We start from the raw sequence: 25,172 nt of genomic DNA, 5'->3' as shown, positions 1-25,172 counted from the left end.
CACGCCGCGTTTCCGCAGCGGCCAATAGGCACGTCGCGCAGGATTGCAGGGACACGAAGCGGTGCCAGAGGCGGCGGGAGCGTGAGATGCCAGCTAACGCTGTGCGTGCCTTGCGGGCGATTTCCCTGATGTATTGAACGAATTGCGCAGACGATTGGCACAGGCGATCCGCCTACTGATGGCAGTGTCGGGCCGTGCTTTGTACAGATCAAGCGCGCGGGAAGGCGGAGGCTATACAGTTTGAAATTACGGCCCTTTGCTCGTTTGTAAATTGATCTGTACACCGTATTAAATGACATCAGATGAATACTCTGTGTGTCCCGCACCCTCGATCCGCACCGAAGCGGTGCTGACGTGCTCGATTTGGCGCATGACGCGACGCGTTTCGCCACACAAGCATGCAGCCGTTAAAACTGATGTTTGAGCAAAAGCCCGTGTATCGGGCAGTTGACCAAATCGGCACAAAACTTGCCTTCTACAGCGATGCGCGAGGCGCTCGCACGATTACCCAGGCTTGCCCCGATGGCTGCTAAAAACACGCTGCCAGCAGTGGGCTCGTTTGAATCGTTCGAGTACAGAGGAGGGCAGTCGCGCGTCTGGAGGGAGAAGGTCCATAAAACGGGAGGACATCATGTTTGAGTCCGCACCTATTACTGCTAGCAAAGTGGTGGACGGGGAAACCGTTCGCGCCGAGTATCTCTGCGATACCGGACGCCTGCGTATCATCGGCGAGCACGCTGTGCACGCCGAATGGTTTCCGCCACATTCGTGGTTCGCTATAGCGTCGAGTTCGGGCCATAGCCGATGGGGTACGCAACCCGACGAGGCAGACCTGCTGCTGCTGATCGACAACTTCATGGGGTACTCGGGCCAGAAGACCTTTGCAATGGTGCCGCGCTAACGCCAGCTTCTATTCACGTCTAAAATCGGAAGGGATTGCAGTAGAGATATCGGCAAAAAGTCGAAGCGCTGGGTGGCGCGTGCCGGCCATCCTTACGCGGGTAGTGGACGCAGTGGCCTTGGGCGAAACATGCAGTCCTCGGATGTTCGCCATTGCCAGGCGGTGGACCGAAATGCCTCGGCGAGATGTCCTTCGCGGGGATCCCCCAACCCTGGAAATCGAGAGGCTGGCAGCCATGTTTACTTTCGTCTTTGTCGTTGCCATCGCAGCATTCGTCCCTTACGTCGCCGCACCTACCATCCAGAACGGGGTGAAGGCGATTACTTCGCAACCGTCTGCGGATGCCGGTTTGCAAAGCACGCTCCCATCAGCCTATAGGACGTTAGATGCCGCGAACCGGACAGTCGCCGACCAACGGGACAATCATGGTCTGGTTTGACAGGTGGCAAGCGCATCGTCACAAGCCCGCGTGCGAGCCCGATTCCACGCGGGCTCGTTTCAGCGGTGATTAAGTGGTGACGAAGCGGTGAATAAGCGGCAACCAAGCCGCAACCAAATGGTGACTATTCACCCGTGACTATCGACCCAGGCCCGAGCCCAGTCGAGGCCGGCCAACCGGGCCTCTTCGTCGGTCTCGAATGTCCCGAGCACACCCGACCCTTCCACGAGCTTGCTGCCCCGGGTGATGGTGCCGCTGGCCGCGTATCCGTCGCCTTGAACGATGGCGTGACCCCAGATCGCATAGCCCTGATAGATTTCGGATTCCATTAAGCTACTGTAGGTCAAACGCTTGCATCATCGCAGCACATAGACGGACGTGTGTCCGGTGCCGACCTGCAGCACATTGCCTTCGGGCGTCAGGATGCGGGGAATGTCGATAAAGCGCGGGTTCGTGGCTTTCCTTGCACCGTCGCTTGCGACATGTTTCCCTGCCGAAGCTTTAGCCAATGGATCCGCGATGCGGCGTGTCGCAACCTTGCCCATGCCGCGCGATAGCAGTGCCGTTTTTCCCACCTTGGGTTTTCCTTTACCCGCGGGCTGCCCGATGCGCGCTTCCGGCGGATTCCAGACTTCCACGTAGTGCTCACCGGCAGTCGCAGTGGATGCCACCACGAGCAACGCCGCGCCCGCGCTCAACAATCGCAGCATGTCTTCTCCATAGATATAACCGGTGTTCGCCCGGCGCGTGACCTGTGCCGGCAACTCGCGCCAGTTCCCACGCACGAGCCGTCACGGTTTTCGCAGAAGTAGCCGTCGCGTGTTCACGGCAAGGAAACAGGTGAATAGTACTGTACATTCATACAGGTATTTGTGCAATCTACGACTTTCCCTTGGTACCAAACCATCCGCGCCCTTGGGAACACCGCTTGCTGCTTGTCAACCTGGCGCCAGGCCAACGTGTCGCTTGGCGGCGCCGAACGCAAGGAGTCTTTCCATGGCAGGTAAATCGAATACCCGACAGACCGCAGGCAATGCCCCCGCGGGCACCGATTCCAAATCCAAAGATCTCGAACAGTTTCGCTCGCGGCCTGATGGCGAAGCGCTCAGGACCAATCAGGGCGTGAAGATCGCCGATAACCAGAACACGCTGCGCGCCGGTCCGCGCGGCCCCTCGCTGCTCGAAGATTTCATCATGCGTGAAAAGATCACGCATTTCGACCACGAACGCATCCCCGAGCGCATCGTGCATGCGCGCGGTTCGGCCGCCCATGGCGTGTTCCAGGTCTACAAGCCGATGAGCGAGTACACCAAGGCCGCATTCCTGCAGGACCCCGCAGTGCAGACACCGGTCTATGTGCGTTTTTCGACGGTGCAGGGGCCGCGCGGCTCGGCCGATACCGTGCGCGACGTGCGCGGTTTCGCCGTCAAGTTCTACACGCAGGAAGGCAATTACGACCTGGTGGGCAACAACATGCCGGTCTTCTTCATTCAGGACGCCATCAAGTTTCCGGACTTCGTCCACGCAGTCAAACCGGAAGCGCCCAATGAAATGCCGACGGGCGGCTCCGCGCACGATACGTTTTGGGATTTCGTCTCGCTCGTGCCCGAATCGGCGCACATGGTGCTGTGGACCATGTCGGACCGTGCGATTCCGCGCAGCCTGCGCACCATGGAAGGCTTCGGCATTCACACGTTCCGTTTCGTCAACGCCGCGGGCAAGGCGCGTTTCGTCAAGTTTCACTGGCGTCCCGTGCTCGGCTCCTACTCGCTGTTGTGGGATGAAGCGCAAAAACTCGCCGGCAAGGACCCCGACTTTCATCGACGCGACCTGTGGGAAGCCATCGAGCGCGGCGACTTTCCGGAATTCGAACTCGGTGTGCAGATCATCGAAGAGCAGGATGAAAGCAGCTTCACCTTCGACCTGCTCGATCCGACCAAGCTGATTCCAGAAGAACTGGTACCGGTGCAAATCATCGGCAAGATGACGCTGAACCGGAACCCCGACAATTTTTTCGCCGAAACCGAACAGGTGGCGTTCCATCCGGGGCACGTCGTGCCTGGCATCGATTTCAGCAACGATCCGCTGCTGCAGGGACGGCTCTTCTCCTACACGGATACGCAGATCAGCCGCCTCGGCGGACCGAATTTCCACGAGATTCCGATCAACCGCCCGGTGTGCCCGTTTCAGAACAACCAGCGCGATGCGATGCATCGTCAGGCAATCAACGTCGGGCAAGCGTCGTATGAACCGAATTCGCTGAACGGCGGCTGGCCGAAGGAAACCGATCCCGCGGCGTCTGACGGCGGCTTCGAGACCTATCACGAGCGCGTCGACGGCACCAAGATCCGCGTGCGCAGCGAATCGTTCGCCGATCACTTCTCGCAGGCGGCGCTGTTCTATCGCAGCATGTCCGAGGTCGAGAAGGCCCACATCAGCGCGGCTTACCAGTTCGAACTTGGCAAGGTGACGAAGCCGGAGATTCGCGAGCGCGTCGTCAACGAGATTCTCGCTAACTTCGATGCTGGTCTGGCGGCCGAAGTCGCGACCGGGCTCGGCCTGCCTGCGCCGAAGAAGGGCAAGACGCCAGCTACAGCGAAGCCGGAGACCTCACCGGCCTTGAGCCTGCTCAACCGTGCGAAGCCCGGCATCAAGACCTGCAAGATTGCCTTGCTGGCAGCGCCCGGCTCGGACGCAGCGGCAATTGGCAAGCTGCAGAAAGCGCTGCGGGACGAAGGCGCCACGCCGCTGCTGGTCGCACCGACGCTCGCGGCAATCGGCAATCTGCAGCCCGATGCGACGATTGCCGGGATGCCGTCGATCATGTTCGACGCGATCGTGGTTGTCGGCGGCGAGGCCGGCGCGAAGGCGCTTGCGCAATCGGGAGACGCGTGGCACTTCGTGCTCGAAGCCTTTAAGCACCTGAAAGCGATCGCAGCGCTCGGCGCGGGCCGCGACGTGCTGGATGCGGCGCACCTGCCGGCCGACGCGGATGGCGTGGCGACCGGCGACGACAAGCAGATCGCCGAGGTCGTGAAGGCGTTCGTCGCGGCGGCGGAGCAGCATCGGGTGTGGTCGCGTCAGGCGCAGGCGGAGTCGGTGCCGGCATGAGCCACGACGAGTAGGGCAGAGGGCGCCGGGTGCGGAAGCAACGACCCGAAGACGCCCTCGATGGGCCGCAGAGTGCACCCGGCCGTGCCGCAAAGTGCGACCGGCCGCGCCCTTCAGTGCGCTTTAATGCGCCGCAGCAGCAGCGGACGCCGCCTCCGACACCCCAACTGGTCCTGCCGGAATATCCGCCGGCCGGCTGGCGGATACGTTAACCGCATCCGGATACAGCACAAGCAGCACCCGCAACACGCCATTCGTCCAGCCGAAACCGTCCTGCAGCGGATACTCGCCACCACCGGCCGACACCCCAACGGTACTCGCGTCCACATCATATTTTTCGACGAGCTTGCCGGTGTGCTGGTAATACGCGACGTTGGTGCGGATCCAGCGCGTGGCGATCGTCTGCGCCAGCGCCGCCTCGCCATAACGGCGCAACCCCGTGACCGCAATATATTGAAGCGGTGCCCATCCATTCGGCTCGTCCCATTGCTGCCCGGTTCTGACCTGGGTGGTTGCCAATCCGCCCGGTCGAAGCAGCCCGCGCTGCAGGGTTTGGGCGACGGCATGCGCCTGCTGCTTGTCCGCCACGCCCGCATAGAGCGGGTACGCCGTCGCGGCGGTAAGGCGGAGCGCCAACTGATGATGCGTGAAATCGAAGTCGCTGAACGCCTGCAGGCGCGGATCCCACAGCACGCGGCGGATGGCATCGGCGCGCTCCTTCGCACGCTGCTCCAGATTCTCCGCGCGCGTCACGTCACCCTTCAGGCGATAGGCATGCGCGAGCGTCCGCTCGAGTTGGTAAAGCAGGCAATTCAGATCGACCGGCACGAGCGAGGTCACCTCGATCGATGCCAGGTTCTTGCCGTCGCCGAACCAGCGCGAGCTGAAATCCCAGCCGGTTTCGCCGCCTGCGCGCAGATTGCGCCACAGGTCGGCGGAGTCGCGTTGCGGCGTCTCCCTGGCGGTCGTCACGTCCTCGCGATAAGACTCGTCGCGGGGCACGTCGCGCTCATCCCAATAGCGGTTCAGCAAGGTGCCGTCGGCGAGCCGCACCAGATGACGGTACGCATGTCCCGCCGCCAGCTGGTTGCTACCCTCCATCCAGTACGTGTATTCCTGCTGCAGCTCGGGCAAATATTGCAGGTAGGTCTTTTCGCCATCCTTTTCGGCGACGAGTGCCACCATCTGCGCAAAGAACGGCGGCTGCGAGCGGCTCAGATAGTAGGTGCGATTGCCGTTCGGAACGTGACCGTAGCGATTGATCAAGGTCGCAAAGTTCTGCAGCTCGTCCACGACCAGATCGTGCCGGCCGCTTTGCTCGAGACCGAGCATGATGAAGTACGAGTCCCAATAATAGATTTCGTCGAAGCGGCCGCCCGGCACGATGTAGGGATCCGGCAGCGGCAGTAACGATGACCAGGGGCTCGCGCTCGCGTCCGGGTCGCGGCGCAGCACGTCCCACAACGTGTCGATATGGCCCACCACGTCCTGATTGGGATCGGACACATAAGGCTTCACCGTGTGCTGCGGTGTGACGAAGTACTGGCGGACGAACGCGGCCAGGTTGAAGTCAGGCTGCTGCCGGGCGCTTGTATAGGCTGCTACGATTTGCGGTGGCGGCGCGTTGGGCACCATGTCGGCGAACGTCTTGCTGTCGGGAAACAGGTGCGCCAGTTCAACGTCCCGGTAAAGATCGCCATACGCCTCGGACGGCGGCACCGGGGCCACCGGTGATGGCTGGGCGTGAGGATTGGCATGCGTGCCTGCTGATATGCCTGGCTGTTTCGCAACCCCATTGGGCTGCCGCGGCGCTGAACCGAGGGCCGCACTGGCGGTCGCGGGCAACGAGGCGAGCGGTGTCTCCGGCGGCATCGCATGACTGAATGCGATATGGCAAGCCAATAGCGCTGCAACGGAGGAACGGAGATAGCGGGGCGTGCGGCGAGGGCGATTGGGCATGAGCGACGCGCGGAGGCGAGAGTCAAAAACGGAGGATTTGGGCAGCAAGTTACGTTCCTCAGTGAACGACGCGGATTGGCATTCCGGTGCAGAGGACCGGGCACGCCGCTTGCTGAGCAGACCTATCCGATTCAACGGCTTTGCATGCTTCCGATAAGCAATGTGCATGGATCGAACGGGTACAGTCGCTGTATGATACGTGGCCATCGCGCGGCGAGAAGGCAAACCGCGCGTGCTGTCGCAGGTGTATGGGGTGTATCGAGACCTTGCGTTGCGTCCTCATACTTTTTTGGCCAACTGGACGTGGCAACGTATCTTGTAGTGGCGGTATATCAGTCGAAATTGCCGAGCCGAGCAAACTAACCAGACGAAACACAGAAAAAAATGCCTGCCTCAATAGCCGTCGACCAGGATCAATTCCGCCGCATCATCCGTCGTAACATTGCACTGCCGTTAGGCGTGGGTCTCTTGACCGTTGCGGTGTTCGTCGCGCTGATCGCGTACCTCGTCAATACCATGAGCTGGGCCGAGCATTCGGAGCGCGTGATCGGCGACGCCAACGAGATGCTGCGGCTCGCGGTCGACCGCGAGTCGTCCATGCGTGGCTTCCTGATTACCGGCGACGAGAGCTTCCTCGCGCCGTACGAGTTGGGGCAACCGCGCTTCGAGGCCGAGATCGCCAACTTGACGAATCTCGTCTCCGACAATCCGCCTCAGGTCGAACTGCTAAAGCGGATCCATGCCGTGCAGGCGCAATGGGACGCCTACGCGCAGCAGACCATCGATCTGCGTCGCCGGAACCTGGCGTATCAGCCGGAGATAGCGAGCAACCGCGGCAAAGTCCTGTTCGACGAGACGCGCCGCGAGTTCGGCGAATTCCTCGATGCGGAGTTGCGCCTGAGACAGGAGCGCACGGCGGCGGCACGCAACGTCACGATTGTCATGGTCAGCACGTTCGTTTTCTTTAGCCTGTTGGTGAGCGGTTTGCTCGCCTGGCGGGGGCGGCGCGAGTTGCTCGACCTGTCCGCCTCCTACGACGGCGTGCTCAAGCAACAGGACGAACAGACCGAGGTGCTGCAGCAGCAGGTCTGGTTGCGTTCGGGGCAACGGCTGCTAGCCGAGAAGGTGGTGGGGCAATCCACGCCGGCGCTGGTCGGCGCCGCCATGCTCGAATTTCTGGCGCACTATCTGGGAGCGGTGGTGGCGGCGCTGTATGTGCGCGACAAGGAAAGCAGCGTGCTACACCGCGCGGCTTCGTACGGTTTCAGCTTTGAGAGCGAACAGGCGTCACAGAATTTCCAGAGTGCCGAGAGCCTCATCGGCCAGGCCGCGCTGACGCGCCGGACCATCCTGCTGCAGGACGTACCGGACGACTACGTGAAGGTCGCATCGGGCCTCGGCATGAGTCCCCCGAGAAATCTGATTGTCCTGCCCATCGAAAACGACGGCGTCGTCAACGGGGTCGTCGAACTCGGCTTCATCCGCGCACTGGTCGAGCGCGACCAGGAGTTCCTGCAACTGATTGCCGGCGGCATGGGCGACTTTCTGGAGGCGGCCCTGTACCGCGAGCGCCTGCAGGACGCGCTCGTCGAGATGCAGCAACTGAACGAAGAGTTGCAGGTTCAACAGGAAGAACTGCGCGTCTCGAACGAAGGCCTGGAAGAGCGGGGTCGCGCGCTGCAGGATTCGCAGGCGCGGCTCGAAAACCAGCAGGCCGAGCTCGAACAGACCAATGTGCAACTCGAAGAGTACGCGCAGCGTCTCGAGCGGCAAAAAACCGATCTGTTGCGCGCGCAGGACGAACTCTCGGCCAACGCGGCACGGCTCGAGCAGTCGAGCCGCTACAAGTCCGAGTTTCTTGCCAACATGTCGCACGAGTTGCGCACGCCGCTGAACAGTTCGCTGATCCTCGCCAAATTGCTGCAGCAGAATCGCACCGGTAATCTGAGCGAAGAACAGGTGCGCTACGCGGAAACGATTCACGCGTCCAATAGCGACCTTCTGGTGCTGATCAATGACATCCTCGATCTGTCTAAGGTCGAGGCTGGGCAAATCAACATCGAACTCGAGACGGTCTCGCTCGACAGCACGCTGCAGTCGCTGCGCGAGACGTTTGCGCCGCTGGCCGCCACGAAGAATCTGAAGCTGACGTTCGACCGGGCACCGGGTGCGCCCGACATGCTCGTTACCGACAGCCAGCGTGCGGTGCAGGTATTGCGCAATCTTTTGTCGAATGCCGTGAAATTCACCGAGCGTGGCGAGGTGTCGCTGAGCGTGGCGCCGGCCGAGGACGGCATGTTGCGCTTCGAGGTGCGCGATTCCGGCATCGGCATTGCGCCGGACAAGCTGGAGATGATTTTCGAGGCCTTCCAGCAGGCCGATGGTTCCACCAGCCGGCACTACGGTGGCAGTGGCCTGGGGCTGTCGATTTCGCGCGAATTCGCGCGGCTGTTGGGCGGCCGTATCACGGTGGCGAGCGAACTGGGCAAGGGCAGTCTGTTCACGCTGTGGCTGCCGAGGGATGCGAGCGCGGCAGTAGCTGCTGCAGTGGCCACCAACCCAGGGCAGACGCAGGGTGAAACTATTAAACCCGCGTCGCCTGATTCTGCGGCCGCCATGCCTGCACCGGTGGCGCATGCCTCGTCTTCGCTGGCATCGTCGGTCACGACTACGACCACCGCCACGAGCGCAGCCGCGCTCCAGCGTGCGCCGTCCGCCGAAGCCGGTGCGCGTAACGGCGCCGAGGAGGCCGGCGGCGCGCCCATTGGCGACGACCGCTACGAGCGCGCACGCGGCAGCCGGATGATTCTCGCGATCGAGGACGACATCCCGTTTGCCGAGATTCTGCGCGACCTGGCCCACGAGCTCGACTTCGACTTCCTGCACGCCACCGACGCCACGAGCGGCGTCGCGCTGGTGCGCGACATGCGGCCTGCGGCCGTGCTGCTCGATGTCGGCTTGCCGGACCGCTCGGGCCTGACCGTACTCGAATGGCTGAAGAACGATCCGCTCACGCGCCATATCCCGATCCATATCGTGTCGGCCACGGATCACGCCGATAAAGCGCTGCACCTGGGGGCCATCGGCTACACGCTCAAACCGACCGCACGCTCGACGCTGGAAGCGGCGATCCGGCGTCTCGAAGCGCGCCTGCAGCAACGTCTGAAGCGCGTGCTGGTGATCGAGGACGATCCGCCGATGCGCGAGAGCATTCGCGCGCTGCTGCAAAGCGAAAACACGGAAATCGTCGCCGTGGCGACGCTGGCGAGCGCGTTTGACGAACTGGCGGCCAGCTCCTTCGACTGCGTGGTGACCGACCTCGCGCTGCCGGACGGCACCGGTTACGACCTGCTCGAACGGCTTGCGCTCGACGCCGCCCATCTCGCGCTGCCGGTGATCGTCTATACCGGCCGGATGTTGTCCAGCGAAGAAGAGCACCGGCTGCGCCGCTATTCGAAATCGATCATCATCAAAGGCGCAAAGTCGCCCGAACGCCTGCTCGACGAAGTCACGCTGTTCCTGCACAGCGTGGAATCGTCGCTCGCGCCGGAGCAGCAACGCATGCTGCGCACCGTACGGCAGCGTGACAACGCATTTGAAGGCCGCAACATCCTGCTGGCGGAAGACGACGTGCGCAATATTTTCGCGCTGTCGCACGTGATCGAGCCGCTAGGTGCGAAGCTGCAGATTGCGCGCAACGGCCGCGAAGCGCTCGAGTTGCTGGAGAGCGAGCCCGAGGTCGATCTGGTGCTGATGGACATCATGATGCCGGAGATGGACGGCCTGACGGCGATGGCCGAGATTCGCCGCAATCCGCGCTTCGCGCATCTGCCGATCATCGCGCTGACCGCGAAGGCGATGGCGAACGACCGCGTGCGCTGCCTGGAAGCGGGCGCGGACGATTACATCTCGAAGCCGATCGACGTCGACAAGCTCGTCTCGCTGTGCCGCGTATGGCTGCGGCAGCGCTAGGGGTAGAGAGACCTGTCATGAAGATGAACCCCACTGCGCCCGAACCGCGGCCCCCGCGCATCAGCAATTTCGACATCGAACTGACGCTGCTGCTGGAGGCGATCTATCTGAAGTATCAGCACGATTTTCGCCATTACGCGATGTCGTCGCTGCGCCGCCGGCTGACCCAGGCGCTCGACGAGTTCGGCCTCACCACGCTTTCGCAACTGCAGGACAGGATCATGCGAAGCGGCGCCGATTTCGCACGGCTGTTTCAATACCTGACGGTGCAGGTGAGCGACATGTTCCGCGATCCGGCCTATTTTCTGGCGCTGCGCCAGCAGGTGATGCCGGTATTGCGGACCTATCCGTCCATCAAGGTCTGGGTGGCGGGGTGCAGCACGGGCGAGGAACTGTGGTCGCTGAAGATCCTCTTCGATGAAGAGGACCTGACCGAGCGCACCTTGTTTTACGCTACCGATATCAGCCCCGACGCGCTGACGCGTGCCGAAGCCGGCATTTACGCGCTCGACCGGATTGCCGGCTTCACGCAAAACTATCTGGCGGCGGGCGGCAAGCGATCCCTATCCGATTACTACCACGCGGCCTATGGCGGGGCGCGCTTTGCCGGCGCGCTGAAGGACCGGGTGGTATTCGCCGATCACAGCCTGTCGACCGACGAAGTGTTTCTTGAAGCACACTTGGTGTCCTGCCGCAACGTTATGATCTATTTTGACCGCGCGTTGCAGGACCGCGCGCTGGGGCTGTTTCAGCGCGCCCTTGTGCGGCGCGGCTTTCTCGGCCTCGGCAGTAAGGAAAGTTTGCGTTTTTCAAACCAGCACGAAGCGTTTGACGAGTTTTGTCCGCGCGAGCGCATCTACCAGAAGCGCTAGCGCGACCGCCATGCCCATGTCGCCCGGCCAACCCTGCCGATACTGACGCGAGCCACTATGCGTGCCATCCGTCCCGCCGTGAAGCGCCAGTCCGCCTCAACGCGTTCGCGCGCGTTCGAGCTGGTGGCGCTCGGCGCGTCCGCAGGCGGACTCGATGTCCTGAACGGGCTATTGGCCGCGTTGCCCGGCGATTTCGCGGCGGCCGTCATGATCGTGGTGCATCTGCCGCCCGATCCGTCGAGTTATCTGGTGGAGAGCTTCAGCCATCGCAGCAGCTTGCCGGTGGTCGAACCGGATGCCGGCGAGCGGATTCTCGCCGGCCGCGTGTACGTCGCGCCTCCCGGCTATCACATGCTGGTCGAAGACGATCGCACCGTGGCGCTGTCCATCGAAGCGGCCGTGCGCTTTTCGCGGCCGTCCATCGATGTGATGTTCGAATCCGCGGCGTGGCTGTATCGCGAGCGCATGCTTGCCATCCTGCTCTCGGGCGCCAATGAAGACGGCGTGCACGGCCTTGAAACGGTGCGCGCCGCAGGCGGGGCAGCCTGGGTGCAAGCGCCCGAAACCGCCCTGTCGCCGAAAATGCCGCGCTCCGCGATCGAACGCGGCGCAGTGGACGAAATTCTGTCTCCTTCTACCATGGCCCGCCGTCTTGCGCGGTTACCGGCCTTTACCGAACATGAATCCTGACCCGATGCCATGACGAATCTCCCTGTCAACATCCTGATCGTCGACGACATCGCGCATAACATTACGGCGCTAGAGGCGTCGTTGATCGGACCGGAAATCAACCTGCTGGTGGCCGATTCCGGCACCGCCGCACTGGACCTGCTGCTCAAGCACGAGGTGGCGCTCGCCATTCTCGACGTCAATATGCCCGGCATGAACGGCTTCGAGCTGGCGTCGCTGATGCGCGGCAGTCCGCGTACCTCGCACGTGCCGATCATCTTTCTGACGGCGACCGCGCAGGACGCCTCGCGGACGTTCCGCGGCTACGAAGCCGGCGCGGTGGATTTCCTCTACAAGCCGTTCGATTCGCGCATCCTTCAATCGAAGGTCGATGTTTTCGTGCAGCTCGAACAGCAGAAGCGTCAGCTGGCCGCGCAACTCGTAACCACGCGCCAGATGCTGGAAGCCAACGAGATGCTGATGGCCGTGCTGAGCCACGATCTGCGCACGCCGCTGGGGGCGGTGCTTTCGTCGGCGGAGTATCTGATGCGCCTCGAGGCCAGCGAGGCGGTGACGACCACGGCGACGCGCATCAAGAGCAGCTCTCTGCGGATGGCCCGCATGGTCGACCAGTTGCTCAACCTCGCGCGCCTGCAAGGCGGCCGGCTGCAATTGCAACCGCGCTCCATCGAACTGGCGACGCTGTGCAAATCCGTAATCGACGAATTCGCCACGCATAAGGGCGCGGGCCAGATCGTCTTTGTGAGCGAGGGCGATTCGGCAGGTCGCTGGGACAACGATCTGATGTGGCAGGCCATCTCGAACCTGATCAGCAATGCGCTGCATCACGGCGAGCCGGACGGCAGCATCGTGGTGCGGATCAAAGCTGATACGGCCGAGCGGATTGTGCTGAGCGTGACGAACCGGGGCGTGATTCCCGCTGAGGTCGTGCCGCATCTGTTCAGGGCGTTCGGCGCGGGCAGTATTGGCGGACGGCCGCGGGAAGGGCTCGGGCTTGGCCTGCATATCGTGCGCGAGATCGTCCATATGCATGGCGGCGAGGTTGGCGTGCAGTCGGATGAGACGCAGGGCACCGTCTTCTCAATTGAACTACCGCGCACGGCGGTACGCGGGCGTGGCTCGCTGAGCGGGCGGTAGCAGGGTGCGTTTGGATCCGGCTCAAACGTTCAGTGCGTCGGGTCTTTGCGGCGGATCGCCAGACGGTGAAGGACCCGTTTAGGCTGAGATGAGACGTTTGAGCAAAAAGTTGGGTGATTGTGGCATTAACTCGCTCACTGACTCTGACTACACTGACTCCCATGCCATACGACATGGCTTGCAGATTAAACCAGACCTCAAGGAGTCGATCATGTCCCGTTTTAGCGCAATCAACCCTGAAGCCGCTACCGGCGCCGCCGCAGAACTTTTCGCCAAGATCAAGAAGGCTGCCGGCAGAGTGCCGAATGCCTACGCCACCGTCGGTACGCATAGCCCGGCCGCGCTGGGCGCGATACTTGGCGTCGAAGCCGTTCTGGCAAGCAGCAGCCTCGCCAAGGCGGATATCGAAACCATCAAGCTGGCCGTCAGCGAAGTGGCGGGTTGTGACTACTGTATCGCCGCCCATACGCTGATGGGCAAGTTTGCGGGCCTGTCGCAGGATGTCATGAAGGAGGTTCGCGCCGGCACCTCGACCGGGGACGCGAAGCGCGATGCGCTCGTGCGCTTTGTCCGCACGCTGGTCCAAACGCACGGCACGGTCGCGGCGGAAGAGGTCGACGCGGTGCGCGCGGCTGGCTACAGCGAACAGCAAGTGATCGAAGTAGCGCTGGCGATCGCCTCCATTACGTTCACCAACCTGGTGAACCGCGTGAACGACACGACGCTGGATTTCCCGGCCGTGGCGTAAAACCGGCCAGCGGGTCTTGCTGCGTGCACCGCTTACGCCAGCAGTTCCTGCAGCGCCGCCCGCACCCTGTCGACAAAGGCCGCCGCCAGCGTCGATAGCGGCTGCGCGGCGGCGCTCGCCAGATAGAACTCGTCCGGCAGCTCGGGCAAAAACGGCCGCACTACTACGCGTCCAGCGGCATACGCGGCCGTCACTGGGTCGATCAGCGCGACGCCTGCGCCATTGGCGACCAGCGAGACGATCGTCTGCGACAGTTGCGCTTCCACCGCCAATTGACGCGACACGCCATGCTCGACAAAGAGGCGGTCGATTGCGGTGCGTGCATCGAACCAGTGGGGAAATGAGACGAACGCTTCGTCGCGGAGGTCTTCAGGCTGCACCGTGCGTTTCCTGGCGAGCCGATGGCCAAGTGGCACGATGCAGCGCATGGGCGCGTCCGTCAAACGTTCGAGCCGCACCGCAGGATGCGGGATTGCTTCTGCGGCAAAGCCGACGTCGCAGCGATGCGAGGCGACCAGTTCGACCACCGTGGTCGAGCTATGCGTAAGCAGCGTGACATCGATGCCTGGATGCGCGTGGACAAACGCGGTCACGACCCGCGGCAACAGTTCCAGTGCAACCGCCGGTGAGCCAACAACCCGCAACGTGCCGCGCCGCATGGCGCGGATCTGCTGTGCAGCCAGCGTGATGCGGTCCATCCCGACAAACGCGCGCTCGACCTCTTCGAACAACACACGAGCTTCGGCGGTCGGCACGAGCCGGCCCTGTTGCCGCTCGAATAGCGTAAAGCCGACGCTCGCCTCGAAGTCGGCCAGCAGGCGGCTCACCGCGGGCTGCGAGACGTGCAGCGTCTGCGCGGCGCGGGTGACGGTGTGACGTTGCATCAAGGCGCGAAACGCCTCGACCTGGCGGATTTTAAGGTCGGATGAGGCCATAACATTGAGGAATGGGTGACCCAAAAAAGGTCATTTGACGCGTTCTTCTGCCAGCCCGAAAGTTGAGCCCGTGGGCTTTTTCAGGGGTTCTGACGCGTGACGCATCACCATAATATCGGATCGAAGCCGTGGCGGGCCGCATGACGGCACCGGCACAGCAAAGGCCGCGCACCGCGCGCACGTTCGACGTGGTCGTGGCCGGCGGCGGACTGGTCGGCATGGCGCTGGCCTACGGCCTCGCGCGCACAGGCCGACGCGTCGCGGTTTGCGACGGCGACGACACCGCCTATCGCGCCGCGCGCGGCAACTTCGGTCTGATCTGGGTGCAAGGCAAAGGCGGGCGCTGCCTGCCGTATGCGCAATGGTCGCTCGTGTCGTCGCAGCGCTGGGGCACGTTCGCCGCGCAACTGCGTTGCGAGACCGGCGTCGATCCGTGCTTTGAACGACCGGGCGGCTTCGAGCTATGCGAGACCGTCCAGCAACTGGACGAGGGCCAGCGCTTACTGGAATCGCTACGCGAGCGCGACGCCGGACTCGACTATCAGGTGCTGGACAACGCCGAATTGCGTCGGCGCATTCCCGCGGCCTCCAGCGAACTGGCCGGTGCCCTGTACTCCCGCAACGATGGTCACGCGAACCCGCTGTTCACGCTACGGGCGCTGCACGAGGCGTTTCAGGCGCGCGGCGGCGTGTATCTGCCGCGCCATGATGTGACGGAAGTCATCCCGCGCAGCGGCCGTTTCGATATCGTCACCACGGCCGCGACGCTCGAAGCCGAGCGCGTGGTGCTGGCGGCGGGTCTCGGCAACGCGCGCCTTGGACCGATGGTCGGTCTCGATGCGCCGATTGCCCCGCTGCGGGGCCAGATACTCGTCACCGAAAAGCTCGCACCGTTTCTCGACTACCCCACGCTCGTCGCGCGGCAAACGCGTGAGGGTTCGGTGCTGCTCGGCGACTCGGCGGAAAACGTCGGCCTCAACGACGGCGTGAGACGCGACGTGATGTCCGATATCGCGCAGCGCGCGCAGAACGCATTCCCGCTGCTGGCGAATGCGCGGATCGTGCGCGCCTGGGGAGCGCTGCGCATCATGACCCCGGACGGCTTGCCGGTCTATGAGGAATCGCAGACGCATCCGGGCGCGTTCATCGCCATCTGCCACAGCGGCGTGACGCTCGCGGCCGCCCATGCTGACGTGCTGGCGCCGTGGATGGCCGGCGGCGCGCGGCCCGAGGTGCTCGACGCATTCACGACGACCCGTTTCACCGCTTCTTCGGTCAACCAGCATGTTTGAGTTACTGCCGCTGACGGCGAACGATGTCGTTTCGATTGAAATCGACGGCCGCCTCAAGCAGGTGCCGGCTCACTTCACGGTAGCCGCCGCGTTGCTGGCAAGTGGCCAGGATGCATGCCGCACCTCCACGGTGAGTGGGGCGCCGCGCGGTCCGTTCTGCATGATGGGCGTGTGCTTCGAGTGCCTCGTCGAAGTGGACGGCGTGTCGAATGTGCAGGGCTGTATGACGCCAGTCCGTGACGGCATGCGGGTGCGCGCCATGCAAGGCAAGGCGAGGTTGGCGTGAGCGAACCAGGCTATGAACCGAGGAGCGAATTAAACGGCGAATCAAGGGGCAAACTGCGGTGCGATCTCCTGATCGTCGGCGCGGGGCCCGCCGGTATGGCTGCGGCGATTGCCGCGCGCCGCAGTGGACTGACGGTGATCGTCGCCGATGAGGGCACGCATCCGGGTGGCCAGATCTACCGTGCCGCCAGTGTGTCGCCGCTCGCGGACCCAACCGTGCTCGGCGCGGACTATGCCGCGGGGAAGGCGCTGATTGCACGCTTCATGGCGAGCGGCGCGCAGTACCTCGCGCAGACGCTGGTCTGGCAGATCGAGCCTGCACCGTCGCCGGTGGCCATGCTGACCTGTCGCGGCTCGCAGGCGGGCACACGGCAGGTCCATGCCGGGGCGGTGCTGCTCGCAACCGGGGCGCTGGAGCGGCCGTGGCCGGTGCGCGGCTGGACCTTGCCCGGGGTGATGGGCGTAGGGGCCGCGCAGGCCTTGCTGAAGTCCGGCGGCCTCGCGCCGCGCGCGGATACGGTGCTGGCCGGCAGCGGTCCGTTGCTGTGGCTCTACGCGTCGCAACTGCTCAAGGCGGGGCGCACGATCCGCGCGGTAGTCGACACGACGCCGCCAGGCGCCGCGCGGGGCGCGCTGCGCTATCTGCCGCGCGCACTGCTGGCCGCGGACTATCTGCTAAAGGGCATGCGAATGATGCGCGCGGTGCGGCGCGCCGGGGTCGAGATCTACCGCGCTGCGCACGAACTGGAGGTGCTGGGCGAGACCCACGCGGAGGCGCTGCGCTTCCGGGTGGGCGCGCAGCTTCATGCCTTGCCGGCCAGCCTGGTGCTGCTGCATCAAGGCGTCGTGCCGTGCACCAACGCCGCGCGCTCGATCGGCTGCGTGCATCGCTGGGATGCGCATCAGGCGTGCTGGCGGCCGGAAGTCGACGACTGGGGGCGTAGCAGCGTCGCGAACATCTGGATTGCCGGCGACGGCGCGGGCGTCGGCGGCGCCAAGGTCGCCGAACGCGCGGGCGAACTGGCCGCGCTCGATATTGCCGCCGCGCTGCAACGGATCGACACCGCGACTCGCGACCGCGACGGCCATTCGGCACGCTCGGCCACACGCCGCCATCTGGCTATCCGTCCGTTGCTGGACGCCATGTACACACCGGCACCGGCGCTGCGGCAGCCGGCCAGCGACGTGATCGTGTGCCGTTGCGAGGAAGTCAGTGCGGGTGAGATCCGGCGGATTGCGGGACTCGGCTGCACCGGGCCAAACCAGATGAAGGCGTTTTCCCGCTGTGGAATGGGCCCGTGCCAGGGCCGCTGGTGCGGCACGACGGTCTCCGAACTGCTCGCCGAAGTGCAGGGGCGGCCGCCGGAAGAAGTCGGCTACTACCGGATCCGCGCGCCAATCAAGCCCGTGACGATCGCCGAGATCGCGACTGCCATGCCGGCCGGCAGCTCGATGGAGCGCGCCGAATTTCCGAGTTGAGCGCCGCTGATGCGCCCGCAGCGAGCGGGTGCCGCTTCGCCGATATCGGTTCACCGTTTCACGGCAGGCGCGTTCCCATCTGCCGTGCTTTGCATATGCGCAATGATTAGTTCGCTTCTCGCGAGGGTGTCCTTATTCTAATCATCGCCCCGCGATGGTCCGTCCGCTTGCGGCGGTACAACCCATCACGAACTTGCGAAGGACATCATGGTTTCATCAGAACATTCCACGCCCGACGCGCAACCGGTCGATTCCAGCCGACGCTCGCTTTTGAAGGCCGCCGCCGCGCTCGCCGTGGGGACAGGTGCCGTTATTGCCGGGGGCGCAGGGGCGCTGCTGTCGAGCCAATCCGCGTTCGCTCAGGGGAATTCGAAAACACTGCGAATCGGATTCCAGAAATACGGTAACTTCGTTGTCCTGAAGGCGCGCGGCACGCTCGAAAAACGGCTCGCTCAGCAAGGCGTGGGCGTGCAGTGGCTGGAATTTCCAGCCGGACCGCAATTGCTCGAAGGACTGAATGCGGGCGCGGTGGACGTCGGCACGGTGGGCGAAACTCCGCCTATCTTTGCGCAGGCCGGAGGGGTCGACTTCGTCTACATCGCCAACGAACCGCCCGCGCCCAAAGGCGAGGCGCTCGTCGTGCAGCAGGACTCGCCGATTCGCACCGTTGCGGACCTGCGCGGCAAGAAGGTCGCGCTCAACCGGGGCTCGAACGTTCACTATCTGCTGGTCAAGGCATTGCAGCGCGCCGGCTTGACGTACACGGATATCCAGCCGGTCTATCTCACCCCCGCTGACGCGCGCGCCGCTTTCGTCCAACGCAGCATTGATGCCTGGGTGATCTGGGATCCGTATCTGGCCGCTATCCAGCGTCAGGCTAATGCGCGCGTCTTGACCGACGGCGAAGGCATCGTGCGCAACACCCAGTATTACGTCTCGTCGCGCAAGTTTGCCGACTCCCAGCCGCAAGTGCTGCATACGCTGCTCGACGAACTGAACCAGGTGGACCAGTGGGGGAGCAAAAACATCCCCGCCGTGGCCGCCCAGTTGTCGCCGCTCGTCGGACTCGACGCAGCGACCCTTGAGCTGGCTTTGGGGCGCGCCGCTTACGGCGTGCAGCCGATTACCGATGCCACGCTGGCGTATCAGCAGCAGATTGCCGACACGTTTACCGATCTCAAGCTCATACCTAAGAAATTGACCGTCGCGGATGCGCGCTGGAACTCGGTCGGCTGACGTCTTAGAAAGGCCCGCACGCGCCCAGCGGACGCAATGGGCTTACATGCCCTTGAACTGATCAGCGTACAAACGGCTCACGCTCAGCTTCGCGGGATGACCGCGCAGGCTGAGCGTCAGCTTGCCCGCCTCGTCGCGTGAGGCGCTCGCAATCATTTCGGCGCGCACCACCGTGCCGCGATGAATCTGCCAGAACTGCTGCGGGTCAAGTTGCAGCAGCAGCTCGCGCAATGACGTGCGAATCAGGTGCTCTTGCCCGGCCGTGATCACCCGCACGTATTTGTCGGCCGCCTCGAAGTACAAGACCTCGCTGACCGGAACCATCGTAATCGTGTTGCCGGCGCTCGCCTGGATCACGCGCAACGGCGTGGCTGGTGCGCCCACTCCGGCCTGTTGAGCTGCGCCAGGCACACCCGCGGCGGCAGGTATCCCCGCACCAAACAGCGTGCGCAACTGATCGATCATCGGCGCCAACGCCAGCTCCCCGCTTTGCGGTTGCGCACGCGCCTGCAATGCTGCTTGCAGCCGTTCGCAGGTTTTTGCCAGCCGCTCCGGTTGCACGGGCTTGAGGACATAGTCGAGCGCGGCACGTTCGAAGGCGTGCAGCGCGTATTCGTCGTAAGCCGTGACGAAGACGAGCAGCGGTAGCGGGCGGCCGGCGTCGGGCCAATCTTCGGCCAGCGCCTGGGCCGCTTCCAGACCGCTCATCCCAGGCATGCGGATATCGAGGAACACCACATCGGGCTGCAGAGCCAGCCCCTGTTTAAGCGCCGACATGCCATCGCCGACGCTTGCAACGATGCGCAGTTGGGGCCACAAACGGCTCAGTTCGGCTTGCAGGTTGGCGGCGAGCAAGGGCTCGTCTTCTGCGATCAGGGCGGTAGCGTGCATAAGGGGTGCGTGACTGATGGATTGGGTGGGCTCAGGCGACGGGTAAGCGGATCACGGCGAGCGCGCCGCCGCGCCCGTCGCTCGGCGTGGTCAATTCAAGGGATGCCGCGTCGCCGTACAGCGCGGCGAGCCGTTCGCGCACCTGCTGCATACCGAAGCGGCTGCCGTGCGTCGCCGCTGCGCCGAGGCCTACGCCGGTGTCGCGCACGCTCAGCACGAGCGCGTGGCCGTCGCGCCGGGCGGCGATCTCGATCTGCCCGCCCGAGACGCTCGGCTCGAGTCCATGCTTGATCGAATTCTCGACCAGCGGTTGCAGCAGCAGCGGCGGCACGGGCAAGCCGCTCAGGTCGGCGGGGAGGTCGAGCGTGCCGTGCAGGCGCGGACCCATGCGGACCTGCATCAACTCGAGGTAATCGCTGATGCGGGCAAACTCGGCAGCCAGCGCGTGCGAGTTCGAGCGCGAAGCGTCGAGCGTGGCGCGCAGAAAGCCATTCAGATGATCGAGCATCGCCTGTGCGCGTGGCGGGTCCTGACCGATCAGCACGCGCAGGTTCGCGAGCGTGTTGAACAGCATGTGTGGTTCCAGTTGCGACACCAGCAGCTTGAGCTGGTTTTCGGCGGAGGTGCGCAGTGCGGCTTGCGCGCGTGCCTCGGTCGCGGCGAGTCGCCCGCGTGCATAGAAAAAATAGGTGCAGCCGATCGCAAGAGCGAGGGTCGGCGCGAGGGCGGGCAGTAGCGACTGCGCATCGCGGATAAAGCCAAGCGGGGGACGATGCGTGCCGGTGAGCAGGTCGCCGAGCACATGCCCGCCGAGATAACCCACCACGGCCGACATCGCCACCCACGGCGCCATCAAGGCCCAGCCGGGCCAACGCCGACGGGGTTCGAGGCTGTCGGACGCGCCGGCGTGCCGGCCAGCGGAAAGGCGCTGGAACGGGCGGGTCGACAGGCCGTAGCGCCCGGTTTCGACCAAGGTCTGAATACAAATCGTGACGGTGAACGAGTAGATCAGATTGGAGACAAATGCCCCGTCCGACAATGGGCCGAAGATGAACGTGCTCGCCAGCGCGATGAGGACCGTGATTCTCAGTTCACGCCAAAGCCACTTGAAAACGACGGGGTACGGGGGCATGCGAGAGTCCGGAATCAGGCGCTCGTCGAGCGCGATGGCAAGGATGATGAGCGTACCACTCGCCACACGGCAAGGGTGCGGGCGAGGAAGACGCCGCTAAACGCGCCGTAGACGAGGCCGGTAAAGCCGGCGAAACCTGCGTCGACGGCAAGGCCAGGGGTCATCGACAGCGCCACGGCGACAGCGAACTTGACCACGAACAGTCCGAGCAGCAAGACGAGCGGCAGCCAGCTTCCCGGCATCAGCACGCTGCGTTCTTGCGGCAGCCAGCGAATCTCACCCCACACGCGCAGGATTTGCGCCAGTAACAGCGTGACGGCCCCGCCACTCGCCCAGGCGATCAATGCCAGCGGTTGGCTGGGAAAGGCGGACGCGACGCCATACAGCGACAGGAACACCATCACGAGAGGCAACGAAATGCTGGCGCGCAACGACCTGCGGCGCGGCAGCGTCTGCTTGAGGCCAATGAAGGTCAGAGCGGCGAGTAGGCCCCAGACCCAATCAGGCGTTTGCTGAAGAATGGAAATGAACATGGCGGCTGGCTCCGTGTCTATGAACGAGAGGTTCGATGACGCACATCTTCGAGCCGGCTTCTGCAAGGTTCGAGCGGTTTGCGACAGAATGACGAGGTGTGGCGCGAAACGGCCTGGATTCGGCGCGAAGTGTTTTGACACGGTTTTGACGCGCCAGCCACGCAGTCAGGCACGCAGTCAGGCACGCCACCTGCGTACTGTGGCACCGCGGTGCCGCTTGAGGGCCTATGTAATCTGCATTGATGGCTGCCGTACAGTGGGAGCGGGGCAAAGGTCCTATGTTAGGAACGGGCTCCGCGTGCCGGATACCTGCCAGGATAGGGGTTGCATCACCATGAGAATGTGCTTTCCCAACGCGCTCGGAGCGCTGACCGCCATCGGCGCGCTACTCTATTCGCTCCCTGCTGTCTCACACGAACTTGACGCGCAGCTCGACTGCACCTCCAACGCGCACGCCTTCATCACTTCGCTGCAAGACGACCAGTTCATCGAAGCGCAACCGATGCACGTGGAAGCGAACTCCGTCAACGCGTTTCGCCCGACCCGCGACAGCCAACTGACAGCCTTCGGTTTTCGCGTCTATGCCGTGCTCGGCTACGCGCGCGATGACGACCTGTTTCACAAGGGCAAGGGCGAGGCCATGGCGGGCTCGATTTACGGCGTGGTGGTGTTCGGGACGAGCGAATCCGTGAAGGTGCATTTACACGACGCGGGCAGCGACGCGGTCGTGCATGAAGTCCTGCCGCTCATCATGACTGCCGTGCTGTGCAAGGCGAATTGAGACGCTTGCGTGAGGTGGCTGCTTGAGGTGCCAGCACGGAGGCACCAGCCTAGGGCGCCCGCACAAGGCAGCAGCCTGAGGCACCAGCACGAGGCGCCCGCGTCGTCCGTTGGGCGTTGCTTTCCCCAGCCGCGGAAATCAGGCTTGCCGCTCGCGCACGATATCCGTCAGCGCGTCTCTGACCTCGCCGATCATCCCTTGCCAGCCAGCCTCGCGCTGGCGGAACAGGTACATGGCTTTGGGGTACCACGGCGACTGCACGCCGGTGCGATGCCAGCGCCAGTCGACGCCCCGGCGCGGCAGCATTAGCCAGCAGGCCACGCCGAGCGCGCCGGCCAGATGGGCGACGGCGGTATCGACGCAGATGATGAGATTCAGTTGTCCGACAATGGCGGCGGTATCGCCGAAGTCGCGAATTTCGTCGCCGAGGCACACCACCGGCTGTTCGTCAGCGCATTCCTGTACCTCGGCCTCGGCGCCGCCTACCTGCAAGCTGATAAAGCTCACGCCCTGCACTGACCACAAGGGCCGCAGCGCGGAAAAATGGGGCAACGAGCGTTCGGCGTCGTTATCGTGTTCTGGGTTGCCTTGCCAGACGAGTCCCACGCGTATCCCGTGGGCGGGCAGGCGGGTTCGCCACGTCTCGAGGCGGTTGGTGAAGACCCCCACGTAAGGAATCTGCGCTGGGATCGACTCTGGCGTCGTGCCGAAGCGGCAAGGCAGGCTGAGCAAAGAATCCCAGTAATCGTGTACCTGCAGACCTTGCGGATCCGTAATCAGCGCATCAATGCCTTGCACCGTGCGTAGCAGGGGCACGAGCGCTGGTTTGCAGATCACCGAGAGCTTCGCGAGACCGCGCGCCTTAAGCAGGCTCACGTAGCGGACAAACTGGATCGTGTCGCCATAGCCTTGCTCAGGCAGCAGCAACAGCGTCTTGCCGCGCAGGTCTTCGCCGTTCCAGCGCGCAAACGGCAACGCACCGTGCTCACGGAATACCTGTGAGCGTGCTTCGTAATAGGCCCAGCCCTCCGCATAACGTCCCGCCGCAAGCAACAGGAGCCCGTAGTTGTAGCGGGCTTCGGCGCAAGCAGGGTCAAGTTCCAGCGCCCGGCGGTATTCAGCTTCGGCCGCCTCGTATTGCTGAATGCTTTCGAGGGTGTCCGCCAGATTCGCGCGGATCGGCGCCGAATCCGGCATCCATTCGAGCGCGCGTCGATAGTGATCCACAGCGTCGGTGAACCGCCCGGACGTGCGCAGCAGATTCGCCAGGTTGTTGTGGGCGATGCCGTTGCGATCGTCGGCTTCAATCAATGCGCGGTACAGGCGCTCGGCGCCGGCGAGGTCGCCTTGCTCCTGTGCATCGAGTGCGGCCTCTACAACCTGATGTTCCGCATTTAACACGTGACGCGAACGTGGCTGGCTCATCGGACGGTGTGGCTCGTATCGAAGCGGCGCAAACAAGTGGGAGCCGCGCGTCGTCAGTCGGCGCGCTTCAACTGCCGTAAGCGCCAGATCAGACTGGAGGTATCGAAACGATTGCCGCCCAGGTTCTGCACGTCACCATAGAACTGGTCGACCAGCGCAGTAACCGGCAACGCGGCGCCGTTGCGCTTCGCCTCGTCGAGGCAGAAGCCGAGGTCCTTGCGCATCCAGTCCACCGCGAAGCCGTAGTCAAATTTGCCCTCGATCATCGTCTTGCCGCGGTTGTCCATCTGCCAGCTTGCGGCGGCGCCCTTGCCGATCACTTCCAGCACGAGCGGCATGTCGAGTCCGGCGGATTCACCGAAGTTGATCGCTTCCGACAGACCCTGCGCCAGACCGGCGATACAGATCTGATTGACCATTTTCGCCAGTTGCCCGGCGCCAGCCGGACCGATCAGCGTGACGGCCGCGGCATAGTGCCTGAGCGTGACAGCGGCATATTCGAACGCCTTTGCATCGCCGCCGCACATGATGGTCAGCTTGCCGTTTTGCGCGCCGGCCTGGCCGCCCGAGACGGGCGCGTCGATGAACTGCAAGCCCTGTTCGCTGGCGACTGCCGCCAATTCACGCGCCACATTCGCCGACGCGGTTGTGTGGTCGACGAAAGTTGTGCCTTGCCTCATACCCGCAAATGCGCCGTCGTCGCCGAGCGTGACGCTGCGCAGGTCATCGTCATTGCCAACGCAGGCCAGCACCAGTTCGGCGCCGTCCGCGGCTTCACGTGGCGTACGGGCTGCGCGGCCGCCGTACTCGGACACCCATTGTTCCGCTTTGGAAAAGGTGCGGTTATAGACGGTGACGTCGAGGCCGGCCTTGGCCAGGTGTCCGGCCATGGGATGTCCCATGACACCGAGGCCGAGAAACGCAACGCGACGCTTGGCGTCGCTGGAAGACGAGGCTGCGGAATCACTCACTGCACGGCTCCTTCATGTGGGGCAGGTTGGGGTTGGCTGAAAATCCATTATGGCAGCGATACCCGCGCGCTGCAGGCAGCCTGACACCTGGAACGGGCGGCTGAAACTATCGGTGCGTGCGATACATTGGATATGAAATAGCGATTTTTCTTTTACATCTATCGGTCATACGATGCATGGGTAGGTTTTGCCGCCGTCCATGATGGGCGCGGCTGATGAAATGGAGCGGGGCTCACGCAGTTGGCAATGCAGGAGGAGGCACACATGGAACACCACGCGCGTACGCAAAACGAAAAACTCGAAGTCAAAACCACGACCTGCTACATGTGTGCGTGCCGCTGCGGCATCCGCGTGCATCTGCGCGACGGCGAAGTGCGCTATAT

General features: G+C 63.6%; 22 protein-coding genes. 13 read left to right on the top strand and 9 right to left on the bottom strand.

Going from position 1 to position 25,172, the window contains the following annotated elements; all coding sequences use genetic code 11:
- Window positions 1-631 precede the first annotated feature (631 nt).
- Window positions 632-901, top strand: a complete 270-nt coding sequence (locus P3T40_RS12245; protein WP_429267958.1) for a hypothetical protein — start codon at window positions 632-634, stop codon at window positions 899-901.
- A 567-nt stretch (window positions 902-1,468) separates the two neighbouring features.
- Here P3T40_RS12245 and P3T40_RS12240 read toward each other — a convergent pair.
- Together P3T40_RS12240 and P3T40_RS12235 are read right to left on the bottom strand one after the other, a co-directional pair.
- Window positions 1,469-1,669 (bottom strand): hypothetical protein, encoded by a 201-nt coding sequence (locus P3T40_RS12240; protein ID WP_429268189.1) that lies wholly within the window; start codon window positions 1,667-1,669, stop codon window positions 1,469-1,471.
- 27 nt (window positions 1,670-1,696) lie between these two features.
- Window positions 1,697-2,050: a hypothetical protein gene (locus P3T40_RS12235; RefSeq protein WP_429267957.1), complete on the bottom strand. Its 354-nt coding sequence runs from the start codon at window positions 2,048-2,050 to the stop codon at window positions 1,697-1,699.
- Between the two features lie 286 nt (window positions 2,051-2,336).
- On the opposite strand from P3T40_RS12235, the gene katE reads away from it, so the two are divergent.
- Complete coding sequence (katE, locus tag P3T40_RS12230; protein ID WP_429267956.1) at window positions 2,337-4,451, top strand: catalase HPII; 2,115 nt, start codon at window positions 2,337-2,339, stop codon at window positions 4,449-4,451.
- Window positions 4,452-4,574: 123 nt separating this feature from the next.
- Here katE and treF read toward each other — a convergent pair whose 3' ends face one another.
- Window positions 4,575-6,323 (bottom strand): alpha,alpha-trehalase TreF, encoded by a 1,749-nt coding sequence (gene treF / locus P3T40_RS12225; RefSeq protein WP_429268188.1) that lies wholly within the window; start codon window positions 6,321-6,323, stop codon window positions 4,575-4,577.
- 471 nt (window positions 6,324-6,794) lie between these two features.
- Here treF and P3T40_RS12220 point away from each other — a divergent pair, with 471 nt between their 5' ends.
- The 5 genes from P3T40_RS12220 to P3T40_RS12200 all read left to right on the top strand — a co-directional run bounded on the left by P3T40_RS12220 (window position 6,795) and on the right by P3T40_RS12200 (window position 13,829).
- Window positions 6,795-10,382: a response regulator gene (locus P3T40_RS12220; protein WP_429267955.1), complete on the top strand. Its 3,588-nt coding sequence runs from the start codon at window positions 6,795-6,797 to the stop codon at window positions 10,380-10,382.
- Between the two features lie 23 nt (window positions 10,383-10,405).
- Window positions 10,406-11,254, top strand: a complete 849-nt coding sequence (locus P3T40_RS12215) for a CheR family methyltransferase (protein ID WP_429268187.1) — start codon at window positions 10,406-10,408, stop codon at window positions 11,252-11,254.
- 57 nt (window positions 11,255-11,311) lie between these two features.
- Window positions 11,312-11,944 (top strand): chemotaxis protein CheB, encoded by a 633-nt coding sequence (locus tag P3T40_RS12210; RefSeq protein WP_429267954.1) that lies wholly within the window; start codon window positions 11,312-11,314, stop codon window positions 11,942-11,944.
- 9 nt (window positions 11,945-11,953) lie between these two features.
- On the top strand, window positions 11,954-13,081 hold the full coding sequence (locus tag P3T40_RS12205; protein ID WP_429267953.1) for a hybrid sensor histidine kinase/response regulator: 1,128 nt from the start codon (window positions 11,954-11,956) through the stop codon (window positions 13,079-13,081).
- 211 nt (window positions 13,082-13,292) lie between these two features.
- Entirely contained in the window at window positions 13,293-13,829 is a 537-nt protein-coding gene (locus P3T40_RS12200) for a carboxymuconolactone decarboxylase family protein (RefSeq protein WP_429267952.1), read from the top strand.
- A 32-nt stretch (window positions 13,830-13,861) separates the two neighbouring features.
- On the opposite strand, the gene P3T40_RS12195 is transcribed toward P3T40_RS12200, so the two are convergent.
- Complete coding sequence (locus P3T40_RS12195) at window positions 13,862-14,764, bottom strand: LysR substrate-binding domain-containing protein (RefSeq protein ID WP_429267951.1); 903 nt, start codon at window positions 14,762-14,764, stop codon at window positions 13,862-13,864.
- A gap of 140 nt (window positions 14,765-14,904) precedes the next feature.
- Here P3T40_RS12195 and P3T40_RS12190 point away from each other — a divergent pair, with 140 nt between their 5' ends.
- The 4 genes from P3T40_RS12190 to P3T40_RS12175 all read left to right on the top strand — a co-directional run bounded on the left by P3T40_RS12190 (window position 14,905) and on the right by P3T40_RS12175 (window position 19,056).
- A complete protein-coding gene (locus P3T40_RS12190; protein ID WP_429267950.1) occupies window positions 14,905-16,056 on the top strand; it encodes an NAD(P)/FAD-dependent oxidoreductase in 1,152 nt (383 codons plus the stop codon).
- Window positions 16,049-16,342, top strand: a complete 294-nt coding sequence (locus P3T40_RS12185) for a (2Fe-2S)-binding protein (RefSeq protein WP_429267949.1) — start codon at window positions 16,049-16,051, stop codon at window positions 16,340-16,342. The genes P3T40_RS12190 and P3T40_RS12185 overlap by 8 nt, the downstream gene beginning before the upstream one ends.
- A gap of 53 nt (window positions 16,343-16,395) precedes the next feature.
- Window positions 16,396-17,820 (top strand): NAD(P)/FAD-dependent oxidoreductase, encoded by a 1,425-nt coding sequence (locus P3T40_RS12180; protein WP_429268186.1) that lies wholly within the window; start codon window positions 16,396-16,398, stop codon window positions 17,818-17,820.
- 207 nt (window positions 17,821-18,027) lie between these two features.
- Entirely contained in the window at window positions 18,028-19,056 is a 1,029-nt protein-coding gene (locus P3T40_RS12175; protein WP_429267948.1) for a sulfonate ABC transporter substrate-binding protein, read from the top strand.
- 42 nt (window positions 19,057-19,098) lie between these two features.
- Here P3T40_RS12175 and P3T40_RS12170 read toward each other — a convergent pair whose 3' ends face one another.
- From P3T40_RS12170 to P3T40_RS12160, 3 genes are read right to left on the bottom strand one after another with little or no spacing between them, the layout of a single operon-like run.
- Window positions 19,099-19,947, bottom strand: coding sequence for a LytR/AlgR family response regulator transcription factor (locus tag P3T40_RS12170; RefSeq protein WP_429267947.1), 849 nt, complete (start codon window positions 19,945-19,947; stop codon window positions 19,099-19,101).
- A gap of 31 nt (window positions 19,948-19,978) precedes the next feature.
- Window positions 19,979-21,079: a sensor histidine kinase gene (locus P3T40_RS12165; RefSeq protein ID WP_429267946.1), complete on the bottom strand. Its 1,101-nt coding sequence runs from the start codon at window positions 21,077-21,079 to the stop codon at window positions 19,979-19,981.
- A 14-nt stretch (window positions 21,080-21,093) separates the two neighbouring features.
- The gene (locus P3T40_RS12160; protein WP_429267945.1) at window positions 21,094-21,753 is read right to left on the bottom strand and encodes a DUF6622 family protein; all 660 of its coding nucleotides are present in this window, start codon (window positions 21,751-21,753) and stop codon (window positions 21,094-21,096) included.
- 193 nt (window positions 21,754-21,946) lie between these two features.
- On the opposite strand from P3T40_RS12160, the gene P3T40_RS12155 reads away from it, so the two are divergent.
- Window positions 21,947-22,393, top strand: coding sequence for a hypothetical protein (locus tag P3T40_RS12155; RefSeq protein WP_429267944.1), 447 nt, complete (start codon window positions 21,947-21,949; stop codon window positions 22,391-22,393).
- Window positions 22,394-22,531: 138 nt separating this feature from the next.
- Here P3T40_RS12155 and P3T40_RS12150 read toward each other — a convergent pair whose 3' ends face one another.
- On the bottom strand, window positions 22,532-23,818 hold the full coding sequence (locus P3T40_RS12150; RefSeq protein ID WP_429267943.1) for a tetratricopeptide repeat protein: 1,287 nt from the start codon (window positions 23,816-23,818) through the stop codon (window positions 22,532-22,534).
- Between the two features lie 53 nt (window positions 23,819-23,871).
- Entirely contained in the window at window positions 23,872-24,789 is a 918-nt protein-coding gene (locus P3T40_RS12145; protein ID WP_429267942.1) for an NAD(P)-dependent oxidoreductase, read from the bottom strand.
- Window positions 24,790-25,053: 264 nt separating this feature from the next.
- Between P3T40_RS12145 and P3T40_RS12140 the strand changes: the two genes are divergently transcribed.
- On the top strand, window positions 25,054-25,172 hold a 119-nt coding region (locus P3T40_RS12140; protein WP_429268185.1), incomplete at its 3' end, for a hypothetical protein.

This window comes from Paraburkholderia sp. EB58, from assembly GCF_050436665.1.
Taxonomy (GTDB): domain Bacteria; phylum Pseudomonadota; class Gammaproteobacteria; order Burkholderiales; family Burkholderiaceae; genus Paraburkholderia.
The sequence above is the reverse complement of the archived record's forward strand: the minus strand, read 5'-3'. Positions and strand labels throughout refer to the sequence as shown.